Source organism: Parasedimentitalea huanghaiensis, assembly GCF_009753675.1.
GTDB lineage: Bacteria > Pseudomonadota > Alphaproteobacteria > Rhodobacterales > Rhodobacteraceae > Parasedimentitalea > Parasedimentitalea huanghaiensis.
Genome location: NZ_WQLV01000004.1, coordinates 31,387 through 45,542 on the forward strand (window position 1 = coordinate 31,387; position 14,156 = coordinate 45,542).

The 14,156-nt window shown below is 56.0% G+C and carries 17 protein-coding genes and 1 tRNA gene; 10 read left to right on the forward strand and 8 right to left on the reverse strand.

Translation table 11 applies throughout. The features are described 5' to 3' along the window. The first annotated feature begins 2 nt into the window (after nt 1-2). On the forward strand, nt 3-782 hold the full coding sequence (bioC, locus tag GO984_RS07775) for a malonyl-ACP O-methyltransferase BioC (protein WP_157021993.1): 780 nt from the start codon (nt 3-5) through the stop codon (nt 780-782). A gap of 46 nt (nt 783-828) precedes the next feature. Here the strand turns inward: bioC and GO984_RS07780 are convergent, their stop codons facing one another. Next, nucleotides 829-1,422 (reverse strand): hypothetical protein, encoded by a 594-nt coding sequence (locus GO984_RS07780; protein ID WP_157021994.1) that lies wholly within the window; start codon nt 1,420-1,422, stop codon nt 829-831. 421 nt (nt 1,423-1,843) lie between these two features. Between GO984_RS07780 and GO984_RS07785 the strand changes: the two genes are divergently transcribed. From GO984_RS07785 to GO984_RS07805, 5 genes are all read left to right on the forward strand, one after another. After that, nucleotides 1,844-2,803, forward strand: a complete 960-nt coding sequence (locus tag GO984_RS07785) for an ABC transporter substrate-binding protein (protein WP_425339646.1) — start codon at nt 1,844-1,846, stop codon at nt 2,801-2,803. Nucleotides 2,804-2,813: 10 nt separating this feature from the next. Further along, nucleotides 2,814-3,866 (forward strand): ATP-binding cassette domain-containing protein, encoded by a 1,053-nt coding sequence (locus tag GO984_RS07790; protein ID WP_167740269.1) that lies wholly within the window; start codon nt 2,814-2,816, stop codon nt 3,864-3,866. After that, nucleotides 3,866-5,902 carry an ABC transporter permease gene (locus GO984_RS07795; protein WP_157021995.1) on the forward strand — a complete coding sequence of 679 codons (2,037 nt, stop codon included), beginning with the start codon at nt 3,866-3,868 and terminating at the stop codon, nt 5,900-5,902. The genes GO984_RS07790 and GO984_RS07795 overlap by 1 nt, the downstream gene beginning before the upstream one ends. 188 nt (nt 5,903-6,090) lie before the next feature. Continuing rightward, nucleotides 6,091-6,756, forward strand: a complete 666-nt coding sequence (locus GO984_RS07800; protein ID WP_157021996.1) for an NnrU family protein — start codon at nt 6,091-6,093, stop codon at nt 6,754-6,756. A gap of 92 nt (nt 6,757-6,848) precedes the next feature. Continuing rightward, a complete protein-coding gene (locus GO984_RS07805) occupies nt 6,849-7,367 on the forward strand; it encodes a DUF2478 domain-containing protein (protein WP_157021997.1) in 519 nt (172 codons plus the stop codon). Nucleotides 7,368-8,161: 794 nt separating this feature from the next. Here the strand turns inward: GO984_RS07805 and GO984_RS07810 are convergent. Then, nucleotides 8,162-8,245 (reverse strand) — tRNA-Tyr (locus GO984_RS07810). Between the two features lie 120 nt (nt 8,246-8,365). On the opposite strand from GO984_RS07810, the gene rlmB reads away from it, so the two are divergent. From rlmB to GO984_RS07825, 3 genes are all read left to right on the forward strand, one after another. Further along, the gene (gene rlmB, locus GO984_RS07815) at nt 8,366-9,142 is read left to right on the forward strand and encodes a 23S rRNA (guanosine(2251)-2'-O)-methyltransferase RlmB (RefSeq protein WP_157021998.1); all 777 of its coding nucleotides are present in this window, start codon (nt 8,366-8,368) and stop codon (nt 9,140-9,142) included. 125 nt (nt 9,143-9,267) lie between these two features. Then, entirely contained in the window at nt 9,268-9,717 is a 450-nt protein-coding gene (locus GO984_RS07820; protein WP_245231042.1) for a YHS domain-containing (seleno)protein, read from the forward strand. A 193-nt stretch (nt 9,718-9,910) separates the two neighbouring features. Further along, entirely contained in the window at nt 9,911-10,381 is a 471-nt protein-coding gene (locus GO984_RS07825; RefSeq protein WP_157021999.1) for a CoA-binding protein, read from the forward strand. Nucleotides 10,382-10,449: 68 nt separating this feature from the next. Here GO984_RS07825 and GO984_RS07830 read toward each other — a convergent pair whose 3' ends face one another. The 6 genes from GO984_RS07830 to hisA form a co-directional block, all read right to left on the reverse strand. Next, on the reverse strand, nt 10,450-10,767 hold the full coding sequence (locus tag GO984_RS07830; protein WP_157022000.1) for a phosphoribosyl-ATP diphosphatase: 318 nt from the start codon (nt 10,765-10,767) through the stop codon (nt 10,450-10,452). After that, nucleotides 10,764-11,024 (reverse strand): hypothetical protein, encoded by a 261-nt coding sequence (locus GO984_RS07835; protein ID WP_157022001.1) that lies wholly within the window; start codon nt 11,022-11,024, stop codon nt 10,764-10,766. The genes GO984_RS07830 and GO984_RS07835 overlap by 4 nt, the downstream gene beginning before the upstream one ends. A 161-nt stretch (nt 11,025-11,185) precedes the next feature. Further along, nucleotides 11,186-11,947 (reverse strand): imidazole glycerol phosphate synthase subunit HisF, encoded by a 762-nt coding sequence (gene hisF, locus GO984_RS07840; RefSeq protein WP_157022214.1) that lies wholly within the window; start codon nt 11,945-11,947, stop codon nt 11,186-11,188. Between the two features lie 56 nt (nt 11,948-12,003). Further along, complete coding sequence (locus tag GO984_RS07845) at nt 12,004-12,435, reverse strand: YqaA family protein (RefSeq protein WP_157022002.1); 432 nt, start codon at nt 12,433-12,435, stop codon at nt 12,004-12,006. Further along, nucleotides 12,432-12,896, reverse strand: a complete 465-nt coding sequence (locus tag GO984_RS07850) for a DUF2867 domain-containing protein (protein ID WP_157022003.1) — start codon at nt 12,894-12,896, stop codon at nt 12,432-12,434. Before GO984_RS07850 ends, GO984_RS07845 begins: the two co-directional genes overlap by 4 nt. Before the next feature lie 3 nt (nt 12,897-12,899). After that, nucleotides 12,900-13,622 carry a 1-(5-phosphoribosyl)-5-[(5-phosphoribosylamino)methylideneamino]imidazole-4-carboxamide isomerase gene (hisA, locus tag GO984_RS07855; protein ID WP_157022004.1) on the reverse strand — a complete coding sequence of 241 codons (723 nt, stop codon included), beginning with the start codon at nt 13,620-13,622 and terminating at the stop codon, nt 12,900-12,902. Between the two features lie 131 nt (nt 13,623-13,753). Here hisA and GO984_RS07860 point away from each other — a divergent pair, with 131 nt between their 5' ends. Continuing rightward, complete coding sequence (locus GO984_RS07860; protein WP_157022005.1) at nt 13,754-14,152, forward strand: DUF2147 domain-containing protein; 399 nt, start codon at nt 13,754-13,756, stop codon at nt 14,150-14,152. Nucleotides 14,153-14,156: the final 4 nt, after the last annotated feature.

Below are 14,156 nucleotides of genomic sequence, written 5' to 3' on the forward strand. Positions count from 1 at the left end.
ACATGACCTCAAATTTGAACCAAAACCGGGTGCGGCAAAGTTTTCGCCGCGGGCTGAGCAGTTACCACATGGGTGCTACGGCACAGGCAAAGATTGCTACCAATCTGGTGCAGATGCTGCGTGAACAAGGTGCTCCAGCCCGGTTTGAAAATGTTCTTGAGTTTGGCTGTGGCACAGGACATTTAACGCGGCCGCTGATTGAGAATTTCGATATTCACCACCTGTCTCTGAATGATCTGGTGGCTGAGGCCGTGTCTGGGTTAAGCGTGCTGACTTCGGATCGGGCTGAGAGAACAGATTTCACTTTTGGCCCAATAGAAACAGTGCCGCTTCCCAAAGAATTAGACTTGATCGCTTCTGCTTCCACTGTTCAATGGGTCAGTGATGTTCCAGCATTGATGGCGCGACTGGTCGCCCGGCTATGTCCCGGAGGTTGGCTAGCTGTTTCAGGATTTGGCAGAGCCCAGTTTCACGAGTTACGAAATCTAGGATCAGACGCTGCTGCGCCAAGCTATCATGATGCCCAAGATTGGCCTGCATTGCTGCCTCGCGATGTCGAGCTGATGCATGTAGCGCAAGAACCGATGGTTCTGCAGTTTGACAGCGCTGTTGAGCTGTTGCGTCACCTGAGGAAAACTGGTGTCAACGCCCAGGCTTCACAACGTTGGAGCCGCGGGCGGCTGGGGGAATTTGAAACCGCTTATCGGGATCAGTTTGGTCAGGATGGAAAGTTGCCATTGACCTATGATCCAGTCTACATGATCGCCAAGAAATGCCGCTAACCGGATTTCACGATTAGAGGAAACGAATTCCAAGCAGTGTAGTTTACTACTGTCTCTTCTTCCTGAAGGGGTCGGATGTGGCAAACGGGTCCGAACTGCCATTCAAAGCTTCGAGGTAAGACCTTTGGCAGGCCACCACCTCATTGAAGGCCTTGCGAGATCCGCGAAGGGTGTACCGACCCAGAGGACTGTTGCCAAAGCTCCAAGTCATAGAACCTTTGCGTTGGAATTCATCAATGAACAAACCTGCTTGATCTGAATTGGCATCGATCAACATGTTTAACCCCGGAAACCCGTCGACCTGAATGCCATCCATCGCCAGTGTCCATGGGCTCTCATTGCCAAATTTGGCCGTGATCGAATATTCACTGCCGTTTTCGATTGATCTCCATCGATTGTCCAGCAGGGTGATGTCTAGGCTGAGGTTGCCACCGGTATTGTCAAAACCGATAAAAAAGGCGGTGTCTTCTTCGAATAGGGCAAAGGCCTGACAGCCTTCGGAACTGGGATAGAAAGAAACATCCCAACCGCCTACAGTTTTCCAGTCGATTGTGTCGGCGGCAGTACTGCTACCAATACTAAATAGTGCGCCGATGAAGCCGAGACGCAGTGCAGATGGAATCGAATAACTGGTTGTCATGTATACCCCCTGATTATCCCTGTCTTTAATAATATTGCGTTTTTGCTGCCTGCCAACTGTTAGGCTCTAGGTTGGGAGCCTTTTGCTGTGGATACAGCAGTTAATCTGAGTTCAAGGATTCTGGAGGTCGGCAGATTTAGCGGAGAAGACAGGTTAAATCTTGATCGTTCGCATCAAAAATTGAACGGTGGAACAAAAAATGGAGAAATGAGCCGCAATTGCTCGACAAAGTGTCGTTATCTGGTCAAGCACTAAGAGGCACACCGGTCAATCTGATGGTGAGACTCATCCTGATCGGGACAAAAAAACAGATTGCGGATCCAGTGGCCTTTTCAAGCTACGAAAGTTCAGATTCCAATTAGAATGCCGGTCTGTTCACGGGCGGGCGCAGAACAACAACACTGGGAGTAGATTTATGAAGATGACGAGATATGCGGCGACGCTTGGAGCGGCCACATTTGCGGTAACAACCGGAATGGTACAAGCGGCTGATCTGGGCGCGGTGGACAAGCCCATCCGCCTGGCGGTCAACGAATGGACCGGACAGCACGTTACCACTCATATCGCTGGTGAAATGCTAAAGGCGGCTGGCTATAAGGTTGAATACGTCTCGGCTGGCATGATGAACCAGTTCCAGGCGATTGCGGATGGCGACATCCACGCAACGCTGGAAATCTGGTCTTCGAACGTATCCGATGACTATGCTAAGAAAATTGGTGAAGGCACTGTGGTAGAGCTGGGTGATCTGGAATTGGCCGCCCGCGAAGGTATCGCCTATCCAGCACACGTGGGTGAGCTGTGCCCAGGTCTGCCAGCATGGGAAGCCTTAAAGGACTGCGCGCCGCTGTTTGCCTCGGCTGAAACACTGCCAGCAGGTCGTTTGGTTGACTACCCCGCTGATTGGGGCACACCGGGTGCTGACCGTATGACAGGCCTGGACCTGCCGTTCAAAGCTGTGCCTGCCGGTTCCGAGGCTGCTCTGATTGTTGAACTGCGCGCCGCAACCGAGCGTAAGACACCATTGCTGGTTACCTTCTGGCAGCCACACTGGGCGATGTCGGCCTATGATGTGAAATTTGTTGATCTGCCAGCCGGTGAAGATGCCTGTTTCTCAGATCCAGCTTGGGGCCCGAACCCCAATGCGATCAATGACTGTGACTTTGCCGCTTCGCGCATCTTTAAGGCTGGTTGGTCCGGTCTGGCTGAAACATGGCCTGCTGCCAGCGAAATCCTGTCAAACTACACCCTTGCTGTCGAAGATCAGCAGCCGATGATGGGTGCCGTCGACGTAGACGGTGGCAAGGTCGAAGAAGTGGTTGCTGCCTGGATGGCCGAGAACGAGGCCACATGGCGTCCGGTTGTCGAAGCAGCCACCAAGTAAGCTGACGGTCGTGAACGATAAGCCTCAGGCTGCCATCTCCTGCCAGAATGTCTGGCAGGTGTTTGGCCCCAACGCAGACAGCGCCTTATCAGAGGCGCTGTCTGTCCATTCCGAACCCGAAGCCGCCGCAGCTGCGCTGCGTGAAAAAGGGCTGATCCCCGCGGTGCAGGACGCCAATTTTGAGGTGGCCGAAGGCGAGCTATTTGTCATCATGGGGCTGTCCGGTTCGGGCAAGTCTACCCTGATCCGCTGTATCTCGCATTTGTTGCATGCGACCCATGGCGAAATCCGCATTGACGGTGAAAACATTGTTGAGGCAACGCCTGATCGGCTAATCGAGCTGCGGCGCAAAAAGCTGGGCATGGTGTTCCAGCATTTTGGTTTGTTCCCGCATATGAGCGTGATCGACAACGTGGCCTATCCGCTGCGCGTGCAGGGCGTGAAACGCAAGGCGCGTTTGGAAAAGGCCCAGAAAGTTATCGAACTGGTTGGTCTGACTGGGCGCGAGACGCACCATCCGCGTGAACTGTCCGGTGGTCAGCGTCAGCGCGTTGGCATTGCCCGTTCGCTGGTGACCGATTGTTCTGTCTGGTTCCTTGATGAGCCGTTTTCGGCGCTTGATCCGCTGATCCGTCGGCAGTTGCAGGATGAGTTCCTGCAAATTCAGGCTGAGCTGAAAACGACGATCGTATTCATCACCCATGACATCAATGAGGCGCTGAAACTGGCCGACCGCATCGCCATCATGCGCGATGGTAAGGTTGTACAGATTGGCACGCCATCGGACATTATCCTGAACCCGGTTGATGACTATGTGCGCGAGTTTTCCAAGGATGTGGCCAAGGGGCGCCATGCCCATGTCGCCTCGGTGATGGAACCCGGCGAGGGGCATGTCTATGGTGCTGATGATCCGGGGTTGCGCGTAGATATGACGCTGGATGCTGCATTGGCGCGGTGTATGGACCTGTATGAACCGGTTCCGGTACGCGCCGAAGATGGCACGTTGTTGGGTGTTGTGAACCCAGCTAATCTGGCTGCTGCCCTGCATGTGGAAGCTGGGTGATGGCGGGTCTTAGCAAGGGAAGCCTTGCCGCATTGGTGGCCCTGGTCGTGGGTGCATTGTGCCTGCTGCTGGAAACCACGATGCCCTGGCTGGTGACATTCCCCGAGACGTTAGTTGTGCCAGCAACCGAATGGGTTGGCGCTGCCATGACCTGGCTGTTGCAACTGCTTAAGCCAATTGCACGGGCGTTCTCGGCGCTGATGTCCTATCCGATGGAGGCCACCAATCTAGTATTGGGGAGCTCGCCTTGGATCTTGGTGATTGCGGTGGTGACAGCCATTGGCTGGATGCTAGGCGGTGTGTCGATGGCGCTGATGGCCGTTGTGGGGTTGGGCTTTGTGCTGGCTTCGGGCTATTGGCATGAAAGTATGAACACCCTGTCGCTGGTAGCGGTTTCGGTTCCTTTGGCGTTGATCGTCGGCGGTGGCATCGGTGTGTTGGCCAATGAATACCCGCGTTTTCGCAAACCGGTGCAGGCGATGCTGGACATCATGCAGACGGTGCCGACCTTTGCCTATCTGACGCCGTTGTTGGTGCTGTTTGGCTTTGGTCCTGTGGTGGGGCTGATTGCCAGTGCGATCTATGCTGCGCCACCGATGGCGCGCAATGTGCTGCTGGGACTGGAACGGATTGAACCAGAGATCAAAGAAGCCGCGATCATGGCCGGGGGAACCCGGTTGCAGCAGCTGTTTCAAGTCGAGATCCCCTCGGCAGCGACGCAGATTTTGGTGGGGGTCAACCAATGTCTGATGGCGGCGCTTTCGATGGTGATCATCGCGGCTGTGATCGGTGGCTTTGATGACATCGGCTGGGAAGTTCTGCTGACCATGCGCAAGGCGCAGTTTGGTCCGGCGTTGATGGCTGGCTTGGTCATTGTGGTGTTTGCTGTGATCATTGACCGGATGAGCGGTACCTTGGCGCAGGACAATCGCAAACGCTATGATGCACGGGTCGCCTGGGGCATTCTGGCGGTTGGTGTTGTCGCCAGTGCAGTCACTTGGAACAGCCTGCCGAATCCATCCGAGTATTCAGCCTTTGATGGCGCAGTTAATGCGGTGGATGCGGGGCTAAGCGCCTTTACCACGGCCAATTGGCAATGGTTGGCGGCCATCAAAAACAACGTGCTGTATTTTGGGTTGCTGCCGCTGCGTATTGGTCTGGATGAGGCCGTTCTGCCGTTCACCTGGGGGTTCCAGTGGACAACGCAATGGAGCATGGGACTGTTCGCTGTTGGTGCGGTTGCCGGACTGGTTCTGGCGCTGCGCGGGCAAGTGACATGGGGAATCATGACATTGATCTTCGTTGGGATGCTGGAAACTGGGATCACCAATCTGCCATGGCCGTTTGTTCTTGTCGGAGTCGCATCCCTAGGCTGGGTGGCATCGGGGCATGGGCTTGCGGTTCTGTCGGTCGGGTTGCTGTTGACTATTCTGCTGTCGGGGCTGTGGGATCGTGCGATGTTGTCGCTGTACCTAAGCGGCGCTGCGGTGTTTGCCTGTGCGATCGCTGGGGGCGGTATCGGTTTGCTGTGTGCGGTGTCACCTATGGCGTGGCGGATCATCCGGCCGATTTGTGACATGTTGCAGACCATTCCGTTGTTTGTCTTCCTGATCCCTGTGCTGATGGTGTTTCAGATTGGCGAGTTCTCGGCGTTTCTGGCGATCATCGCTTATGCCATCGTGCCGATGATCCGCTACAGCCGTCATGGGCTGACCGAGACCCCGGACGAGATGATCGAGGCAGCAATTGCATCTGGAGCCACTACTTGGCAGATCCTGCGCGATGTGCGTGCGCCCTATGCGGCGCCGACCATCCTGTTGGGGTTGAACCAGACTATTCTGTATGCCTTTGCAATGCTGGTGATCGCCGCGCTGATCGGTACCACCGGTTTGGGTCAGTTGATCTATCTGGCGCTGGGTCAGGCAGATGTGGGTCTTGGAATCTCTGCAGGTGCTGCCATGGCAATTCTGGCATTAATTGCCGACCGCATGGTTCAGGGCTTTGCCGAGGAACGGCGTAAGGTGCTGGGACTGTAACTAAAACTTGGTTTGGCCTGGCAGTGCCGGGCCGCACCTGACCTTTCCGTCAAACCAAAAGTTTGCCTGCAGCAATACGGGAAAGCGCTTTGCACCTCCTCAAGGTCAAGCGCGCTCCTCATTTGGTGGACGATGCTATTGGCTTGGCCTACACATTCTCTCAGCTTTCAGAATTTCCGGAAATTGAGATGACAGACTGGCTCGAATTCATTGCAGCACTGACCCTGTTCATGGTTAGCCACATGTTCCCTGTGCGCCCGCCGATGCGACCCTGGCTGATCGCGCGGTTGGGAACAAAAGGGTACTTCATATCCTATTCCTTTCTATCGTTACTGGTTCTAGGATGGCTGATCGTGGCCGCTGCGCGCGCACCCTTTGTCGCTGTGCTGCCTCAATGGGAAATCTTTCGCTGGGCGCCGCTGGTGGCGATGCCGCTGGCCTGTCTGATCGCTGTGGGCGGCATGATGGCGCAGAATCCGCTTAGCTTTGGTGGTTTGGGTAAACAGCCTTTTGACCCTGATAGACCCGGCGTGCTGGCCACTACTCGGCATCCGCTGTTAGCGGCGATGGCCCTGTGGGCAGTGGCACATGTGTTGGCCAACGGCGATTTGGCGCATGTAATCCTATTTGGTTTGTTTGCGGGCTTTGCTGTGATGGGCATGTTCCTGATCGACCGTCGTAAACAGCGACAATTAGGGCAGGGCGAGTGGCAACGTTTAGCCCGGGGCACTGCACGGCTAAATCTGATACGGTTGCCGCTATCGCCATTGCCGTTGGTCCTCGCAGGAAGTGTCATGTTAGTGTTGATTCTCCTGCACGAGCCGGTCATCGGCTATGTGCCGCTGCCCTGGTAGTGCTTGAAAACGATGCGTGGTACTGCCGCTACTGGTCGGGGTGCGATAAAAGGTTTATCCGTGCCCTCACCGAAGTAAGAAAGAGATATGTGATGCATCTGGCCTACGTGATGACCCAAGACCGCGGCGCAACCGATCGGCTGTTAAGCGCGTTGGCAGAACACCTCCAAGCGCAGGGGACTTCCATTGCCGGAATTGTACAGACCAACACAGAATGCCACGATGACGCGTTGTGTGACATGGATGTTCGCGTTCTGCCAAAAGGGGAAACCATTCGTATTTCGCAGTCGTTAGGGCCGCAGGCTCGTGGTTGTCGATTGGACCCGGCTGCGCTGGAGCATGCCGTTGCACAGGTCACGAATTCACTACATGCCACACCTCTACCCGAGGTGCTGATTGTCAATAAATTTGGCAAGCACGAGGCCGATGGCCGCGGAATGCGCCCGGTAATCGGAGAAGCAATGGCATTGGGAATTCCGGTTGTGTCTGGTGTCAATAAAATGAATGTCGACGCGTTTAAAGAGTTCTCGGACGGTCTGGCCGTTGCTGTCGAGCCCAGTGTTGAGGCTCTGATCAACTGGCTGACCACTGCGCAGCAGCCAGAGATCTAAAGAAAAGTCTGAAGCGAGTTTGAGCAATGGCTTTGTTCGTCGACCAAGCCATAGATAGCAATCATGGATGGTTAGGGTTGGCTTTGAGTTTTGTTGCGGAAATTCTTTTGGGTGGGGCCATACGCCTGCCGGGCGTCGCTAGAGTGTTTCGACCTTCAGTCGCAGATCCAGCCTGAGGTCAAGCTCAGCATGGTATTTGAGAAGGGGCAGGCTATCCTCGAACAATAGAGCCTGCAGGAGCGCTTGGGGCGGCGTGGCTGGAGCACTTTCCCGCAACGCCTAGTTACTTGCTAGGGCGATAGTTTCGTCGCTGAGGTCTGGGAAGCGATATACAACATTGGTAAATACACAAAGGCTTGCCCAAGCCGCATCGAAACCCGCGCCAAGTTAGCGACACCAACTTTAGCGATCATTTACAGTATTTGAGAGCCATAGTTTCAGGTTGTAGTTCGGTGATTGTACCTAAGTATCTTCTAAACTCTGCATTATCCGTGTGGCTGACGCGTGACTAATTGGCCCGTGAGTACACACGTCAAAGTATCCTTCTTGCCTGCTGAACCTGAGGATTGCCCGGAGCGTAGAACGGGTGGCCAGTCCATTTACATACCCGGAATACATCCCTCGCGACTTGAGTTGTCGTTGTAGTACGAAAACATAAGCCCGTGGTTCAATTGATCTAAGCCTCAGGGCTCCCTTGGCGAGGCCTACTGTGTCTAACCCTTCGAGGTATTCCGCTGACGCTAGCCGTGAGATCTAATGATAAGCGCTTAGATAGATCAACGCTGTAGGAGAAGTGGTGGGCGACCCTGGAATCGAACCAGGCGTGCGTCTCCGCGAGGGAGTTACAGTCCCCTGCCACACCTTGCGGCCTGTCGCCCACTATCAGGTGACTGTTGCACCTGATGTGGGGCGTGACTACAAGCGCACCAACGGAGCGTCAACAGGAAAATCACTGGTTTTTCAGGATGGCTCAAAATTCCTTTTTGCCGGAGAGCAAGATGACCAAAAAACCTAAGTGGGTAGTTGAAAAAGAACAGTCCAAAAAGGCCGCAGCTGCAGAAACCGTCTGGCTGTTCGGCCTTCATGCAGTGCGTGATGCGCTGCTGAACCCAAAGCGCCAGAAATTGCGATTGATGGTGACGCTGAACGCCCAGACTAAATTGGCGGATGCAATCGCCGAATCTGGAATTGAGGCGGAATTGGTTGACCCTCGCAAGTTCAAGGCGCCGATTGATCCGAACTCAGTCCACCAGGGGGCGGTGCTGGAAGTGAAACCGTTACATTGGGGCAGCCTAGCTGAAAATTGCATCGGCGCCGAGGTGCCAAGGGTGCTTCTGCTGGACCGGGTGACCGATCCGCACAACGTTGGCGCAATTCTGAGAACTGCTGAAGTTCTGGGAGCCAGCGCGGTGATTGGAACCCGGCATCACTCAGCACCTGAAACCGGTGCTCTGGCCAAAACCGCCAGCGGTGCTCTGGAACGCCAGCCCTATCTGCGCATGCGCAACCTTTCGGATACAATTGTTGAACTACAGAACATGGGTTTCATCGTACTAGGCCTGGATGGCGAGGCCGAACAGACAGTCGAGGCGTCCTTGGAAGGGCGACGGGATCGCCCGGTGGCACTGGTGTTGGGGGCCGAGGGGCCTGGGTTGCGGCAAAAGACCAAGGAAACAGTGGACCAGCTGGTCAAAATCGACGCGGCTGGTGAATTTGGATCGCTGAACGTCTCGAACGCGGCGGCACTGGCGCTCTACGCATCTGTGGCGCGGTAACGTGCTTTTGATGCTCTGTTACGTCGTGTTCACAACTGCGTATCGCGCCTAGGCAGGGTGGGATTGATCCGGCACATTGGTGCAATCCCGCCGCTTGGCGATGCCTTTTCTTGATGGAGTCTTCTTTGCTACAGCGTTTTGCCATTCTGACCCTTTTTGCCCTGCTGTTTCAGCTGCCAGATCGTGCCTACGCGGATCAGCCGATGTTCCATGCAGAACAGGGCGTGGCAATTGGTGGCTATGATACCGTGGCGTTTTTTGTCGAAGGGCAGGCAATCAAGGGGCACAGAAAATTCGCAGTCATGTGGAAAGGTGCAGTTTGGCACTTTGTAACTAAAGACAATCAGATAAGTTTCGAAGCTGATCCTCGTGCCTATGCTCCTCGTTTTGGCGGTTACTGTGCGTTTGCTGTGTCACAGGGATATTTGATGTCGGGAAGTCCCGAATCCTGGCAGATCATCGGTGGGGAGTTGTTCTTGCTGTATGGCCCTGGCGTGCATCAAATTTGGCAATATCAATCCACAGAACTGATTTCGCAGGCACGAGACAACTGGCCTTCTGTTCTGAAGCAATAAACCGGATTGCTCACGAAACCGCGATCTGACCTTTCAATTGCGTGTTATCACCCCATATCAGTGTTGTGACTGCGGCGCGGAACCACCGCAGATCTTATTTCACTGTCCCTCGTTCCAGACCTTGCGCCCGGGCCCAGACCTGGGCGCTTTTTTATGGGCTTCCCTTTCTCGATCTCACGCGTAGGGTGCCGCTATGACTAATTATAGCGATCCGTTCCTAAAAGATATCCTGCACCGCACCAAGACGGTGGCAGTGGTTGGTGTCTCGATGAACCCTGTGCGCCCAAGCTATTATGTAGCGCGGTATCTGGGCCTGAAGGGTTATCATGTAATTCCGGTTAATCCTCGCCATGCGGGTGAGCAGCTGTTCGGCCAGGTGGTGCAGGAGAGCCTGACTGCGATAGAAGGGCCGGTGGATATGGTGGATATCTTTCGCCGATCTGAGGCGGTGCCGGACATTGTCGACGAAGCGCTGGCAGTTCTTGCCGACTTGCGGACGATTTGGATGCAGATCGGTGTTGTACATGCTGCAGCGGCAGCAAAAGCAGAGGCTTGTGGGGTCGATGTGGTGCAGAATCTTTGCCCAAAGATCGAATACCAGAGATTACATGGCGAATTGCGCATGGGCGGGTTTGCTACTGGGGTCATCAGTTCAAAACTGTAGAACGTAGGGGGGGCTTTGCCCCCTCGGCCTGCGGCCTCACCCCCAGGATATTTTTGGCTAGATGAAGATCAGGTGTTTGGGCGAGCAGCCTTCTCGTCGATGCCGCTGAGGCCTTGGCGGCGGTCCAGTTCGTTTAGCACATCATCCAATGGCACATCGCGAGCCGCGAGCATCACCAAGAAGTGGTAAAGCACATCGGCGCCTTCGGATGTGAGTTTTTCGCGGTTGCCTTTGACGGCTTCGATGATGGCCTCGATGGCTTCTTCACCAAATTTCTCAGCGCATTTTTCCGGGCCCTTGGCGAGCAGTTTTGCGGTCCAGCTGCTAGAGGGATCAGCGCCCTTGCGGGCCTCAATCGTGGCGGCGAGGTCGTGGAGAAGGGTCATTGGCGTATGTGCTCCAGTCGGCTTTCATTCATTAAAACAGCGTCAACGCAGGCCCAGAGCTGCGGTGCATAATCGCTGTTTAAAACATCATCTCGATTGAGCGGAGTGAACATGGAAATTTCTTTTTGTTCTTCGGCAGACCAGTCCATCAAAGAGCACCCGCCGTCGTCGCCCTGATGCACTGCAATACGCGTAGCCCATCGGTGGCTTTGGGGGGCATCTTCCCCCCAGTCGCCTGTGTCGATGGTAATGTGCATCGGAATGTCTGGGTGTGCATCAGACCAGAGGGCAGTGTACCATGAATGAAACGAGTTAAGGTGCAGGACATTTCCTGTAACCTCTGTTGTAGAGGAACCGCAACAATCGCAGGGCGTGTCTGTGCGCTCTTCTTCCTCCAAAGAACAGTCTTGCCACCGCACTAGGTGAGCCTCATCGGGATACCGGCGGCCTGCATATGGGCCTTGGCCTCGGCGATGGTGTAATCGCCAAAATGGAAGATCGAGGCGGCGAGCACGGCGCTGGCGCCGCCTTTGGTGACGCCTTCGACCAGATGGTCGAGGTTGCCGACACCGCCGGAGGCGATGACTGGAACGCTGACAGCGTCTGAAATGGCGCGGGTCAGGGGCAGGTTGAATCCTGCCTTGGTGCCGTCGCGGTCCATCGAGGTGAGCAGGATCTCTCCGGCGCCTTTGGCGACCACGGTTTTGGCAAATTCCACAGCGTCGATGCCGGTTTCGCGGCGGCCACCGTGGGTGAAGATCTCCCACTTTCCGGGCGAGACGGTTTTGGCGTCAATGGCGCAGACGATGCATTGGCTGCCAAACTGATCAGCGGCCTGGGCGATGACGTCGGGATTGGCCACGGCGGCAGAGTTGAACGAGACCTTGTCTGCGCCAGCCAACAGCAGGGCACGCACATCTTCCTTGGTGCGGACACCTCCACCTACGGTCAGTGGGATGTAACATTGCTCGGCGGTGCGGCGCACCACGTCGAACATGGTGCCGCGGTTTTCCTCGGTGGCCATGATGTCGAGGAAGCAGAGTTCATCGGCCCCGGCGGCGTCATAGGCCTTGGCGCTCTCAACGGGATCACCGGCATCACGTAGGCCAACAAAATTGACGCCTTTGACCACACGGCCATCAGCGACGTCGAGACAGGGAATGATACGGGTTTTCAGCATGGTTCGCCTCTGGTTACGGCGCATTCATAGAGGGTTGTCTGGTGGATTTCCAGTGCTCAGGTAAAGGTGTTGAACAGGCCCAGAAGGGCGGCGTAGCGCAGGGTTTTGGAGGCGGTGACGAGGATCAGGAAGGTGAGCCAGTGCATGCGCATGACACCGGCGGCAACGGTGATGGGGTCGCCAACAATGGGGAGCCATGCGCCTAGAACTGACCATTGGCCCCAGCGGGTGAACCAGTTTTGCGCCTTGGCCAGATGTTTGGGCGATACCGGAAACCAGCGGCGGGTTTGGAAGTGCAGGGCGTAGCGGCCCAGGGCGTAGTTGACCAATGAGCCGAGGATGTTGCCGACGCTGGCTACGGCAAGCAGGATGAGAGCGGCATAGGTGCCTTCGTTCGCCAGCCACAGCAACGCCGCCTCAGATCCGCCGGGTAAGAGCGTGGCGGCAGAGAAGGAGACCAGGAACAGGCCTGGCAGGGACCAGATCATGTGGCCGTTCGGTCGGGGCGCCAGATTTGGCTGACGGCATTGCGCACGATCAGCACGTGAAACGGCATGATCACGGCGAGATAGATACGGCCCAGCCAGTTGTTGCGATGCACCCAAGTGGCGCAGTAAGCCTGCGTTCCTGTTGTCAGGATTGAGATGCGGAAGTTCAGGTGGGAATCATCAACGCCAAGAATGATTTCATTTTCATTGCGCTGGTCGATGGGGAAGGGGCCGATCTTTTCGCCATCGTCGAACTCATTTTTTAGTCCCAGTGGAGCCACGAGAATATTGCGCAGGCGGAGCAAGGTCTTGGCCCACCGGGGAAAGGCCATGGCGCGGGCGGCGGCTTGATCGACCGAGAGATCGGTTGCGCAGGTGTAGCAATCTACGAAGTCTCCCTGTTGCATATAGCTATGCAGCAGGGAGTGTGTCGGCAGTTCGGTTTTGCTGGTGCGTGACATGGGTCAGGCTTTGAGCACCGACAGGGCCTGTGCCAGATCAATTGCACCATCATAGAGCGCGCGGCCGGAGATGGCGCCGTTCAGATCGGCGCCACAGGATTTCAGCGCGCGCAGGTCGTCGAGCGACGAAACACCACCAGACGCAATCACCGGGATTGAGACGGCATTGGCCAGATCAGCGGTGGCGCTGACGTTGGGGCCCTTCATGGCGCCGTCGCGCATGATGTCGGTGTAGATGATGGCGGCCACACCTGCGTCTTCGAACGATTTGGCCAGATCTGTGACCATGACGTTGGTTTCCTCGGCCCAGCCTTTGGTGGCGACCTTGCCGTTGCGGGCGTCAATGCCGACGGCAACCTTGCCCGGGAACTCGCGGGCGGCTTCGCGGACCAGATTGGCGTTTTCGACCGCAACGGTGCCAAGGATCACACGGGCGAGGCCCTTGGTGATCCAGGCCTCAATTGTGGCCATGTCGCGGATGCCACCGCCCAGTTGGGCAGGGACCTTGGTTTGCTTCAGGATTTCCTCGACCGGGGCGGCATTGACCGGCTCGCCGGCAAAGGCGCCGTTCAGGTCTACCAGATGCAGCCACTCGCAGCCAGCCTCTACAAACTCCAACGCCTGAGCGGCAGGATTGTCGTTGAACACGGTGGTTTTGTCCATGTCGCCATGCAGCAGCCGCACGGCCTGGCCGTCTTTGAGGTCGATGGCGGGGTAGAGGATCATGGCGGTGCCTTTCAGGAGTGCTCGGCAGTGTTTTGCACAAGCGTGGCCAGGAATGCAACGCGACCCCAAGTCAACCTTGCTTGAAATTGACGGACTGGGTCACTGTGACGCCATCAAAGGGAGGAAGTGAGATGAATAGATGGGTAGTTGGGCTGGCGATGGGGCTGGGGCTGGCTGGTGTGGCCTCGGCAGATCCGGTGGCGGGTGTCTGGCGGACAGCACCGGGTGAAACTGGTGGCTATTTGCATGTGAATATTGCCCTCTGCGGCAGCGCGATCTGCGGCAGAATCGATTCCGCATATGACAAGTCGGGTACGGTTCAGAGCGATTATGAGCATTTGGGCAAGAAAATGCTGTGGGATATGAGTGGTGATACTGAGGGGTACTACAGCGGTGGTAAGATCTGGGCGCCAGACGCAGACAAGACCTACGCATCGAAGATGTCGTTAAGTGGCAATACTCTTGAGGTCAAAGGATGCGTCGCGGGGGGATTGATCTGTCGCGGTCAGGACTGGACGCGAATTAAGTGACTTA

Excerpts from the sequence above, each read along its gene's own strand:
- GO984_RS07860 (WP_157022005.1), top strand. The coding sequence starts at position 13,754 with ATGAATAGATGGGTAGTTGGGCTGGCGATGGGGCTGGGGCTGGCTGGT.
- hisA (WP_157022004.1), bottom strand. The coding sequence starts at position 13,622 with ATGATCCTCTACCCCGCCATCGACCTCAAAGACGGCCAGGCCGTGCGG.
- GO984_RS07830 (WP_157022000.1), bottom strand. The coding sequence starts at position 10,767 with ATGACCCTTCTCCACGACCTCGCCGCCACGATTGAGGCCCGCAAGGGC.
- GO984_RS07785 (WP_425339646.1), top strand. The coding sequence starts at position 1,844 with ATGACGAGATATGCGGCGACGCTTGGAGCGGCCACATTTGCGGTAACA.
- GO984_RS07825 (WP_157021999.1), top strand. The coding sequence starts at position 9,911 with ATGACTAATTATAGCGATCCGTTCCTAAAAGATATCCTGCACCGCACC.
- GO984_RS07845 (WP_157022002.1), bottom strand. The coding sequence starts at position 12,435 with ATGATCTGGTCCCTGCCAGGCCTGTTCCTGGTCTCCTTCTCTGCCGCC.
- GO984_RS07800 (WP_157021996.1), top strand. The coding sequence starts at position 6,091 with ATGACAGACTGGCTCGAATTCATTGCAGCACTGACCCTGTTCATGGTT.
- bioC (WP_157021993.1), top strand. The coding sequence starts at position 3 with ATGACCTCAAATTTGAACCAAAACCGGGTGCGGCAAAGTTTTCGCCGC.
- GO984_RS07850 (WP_157022003.1), bottom strand. The coding sequence starts at position 12,896 with ATGTCACGCACCAGCAAAACCGAACTGCCGACACACTCCCTGCTGCAT.
- GO984_RS07835 (WP_157022001.1), bottom strand. The coding sequence starts at position 11,024 with ATGCACATTACCATCGACACAGGCGACTGGGGGGAAGATGCCCCCCAA.
- hisF (WP_157022214.1), bottom strand. The coding sequence starts at position 11,947 with ATGCTGAAAACCCGTATCATTCCCTGTCTCGACGTCGCTGATGGCCGT.
- GO984_RS07795 (WP_157021995.1), top strand. The coding sequence starts at position 3,866 with ATGGCGGGTCTTAGCAAGGGAAGCCTTGCCGCATTGGTGGCCCTGGTC.
- GO984_RS07805 (WP_157021997.1), top strand. The coding sequence starts at position 6,849 with ATGCATCTGGCCTACGTGATGACCCAAGACCGCGGCGCAACCGATCGG.
- rlmB (WP_157021998.1), top strand. The coding sequence starts at position 8,366 with ATGACCAAAAAACCTAAGTGGGTAGTTGAAAAAGAACAGTCCAAAAAG.
- GO984_RS07780 (WP_157021994.1), bottom strand. The coding sequence starts at position 1,422 with ATGACAACCAGTTATTCGATTCCATCTGCACTGCGTCTCGGCTTCATC.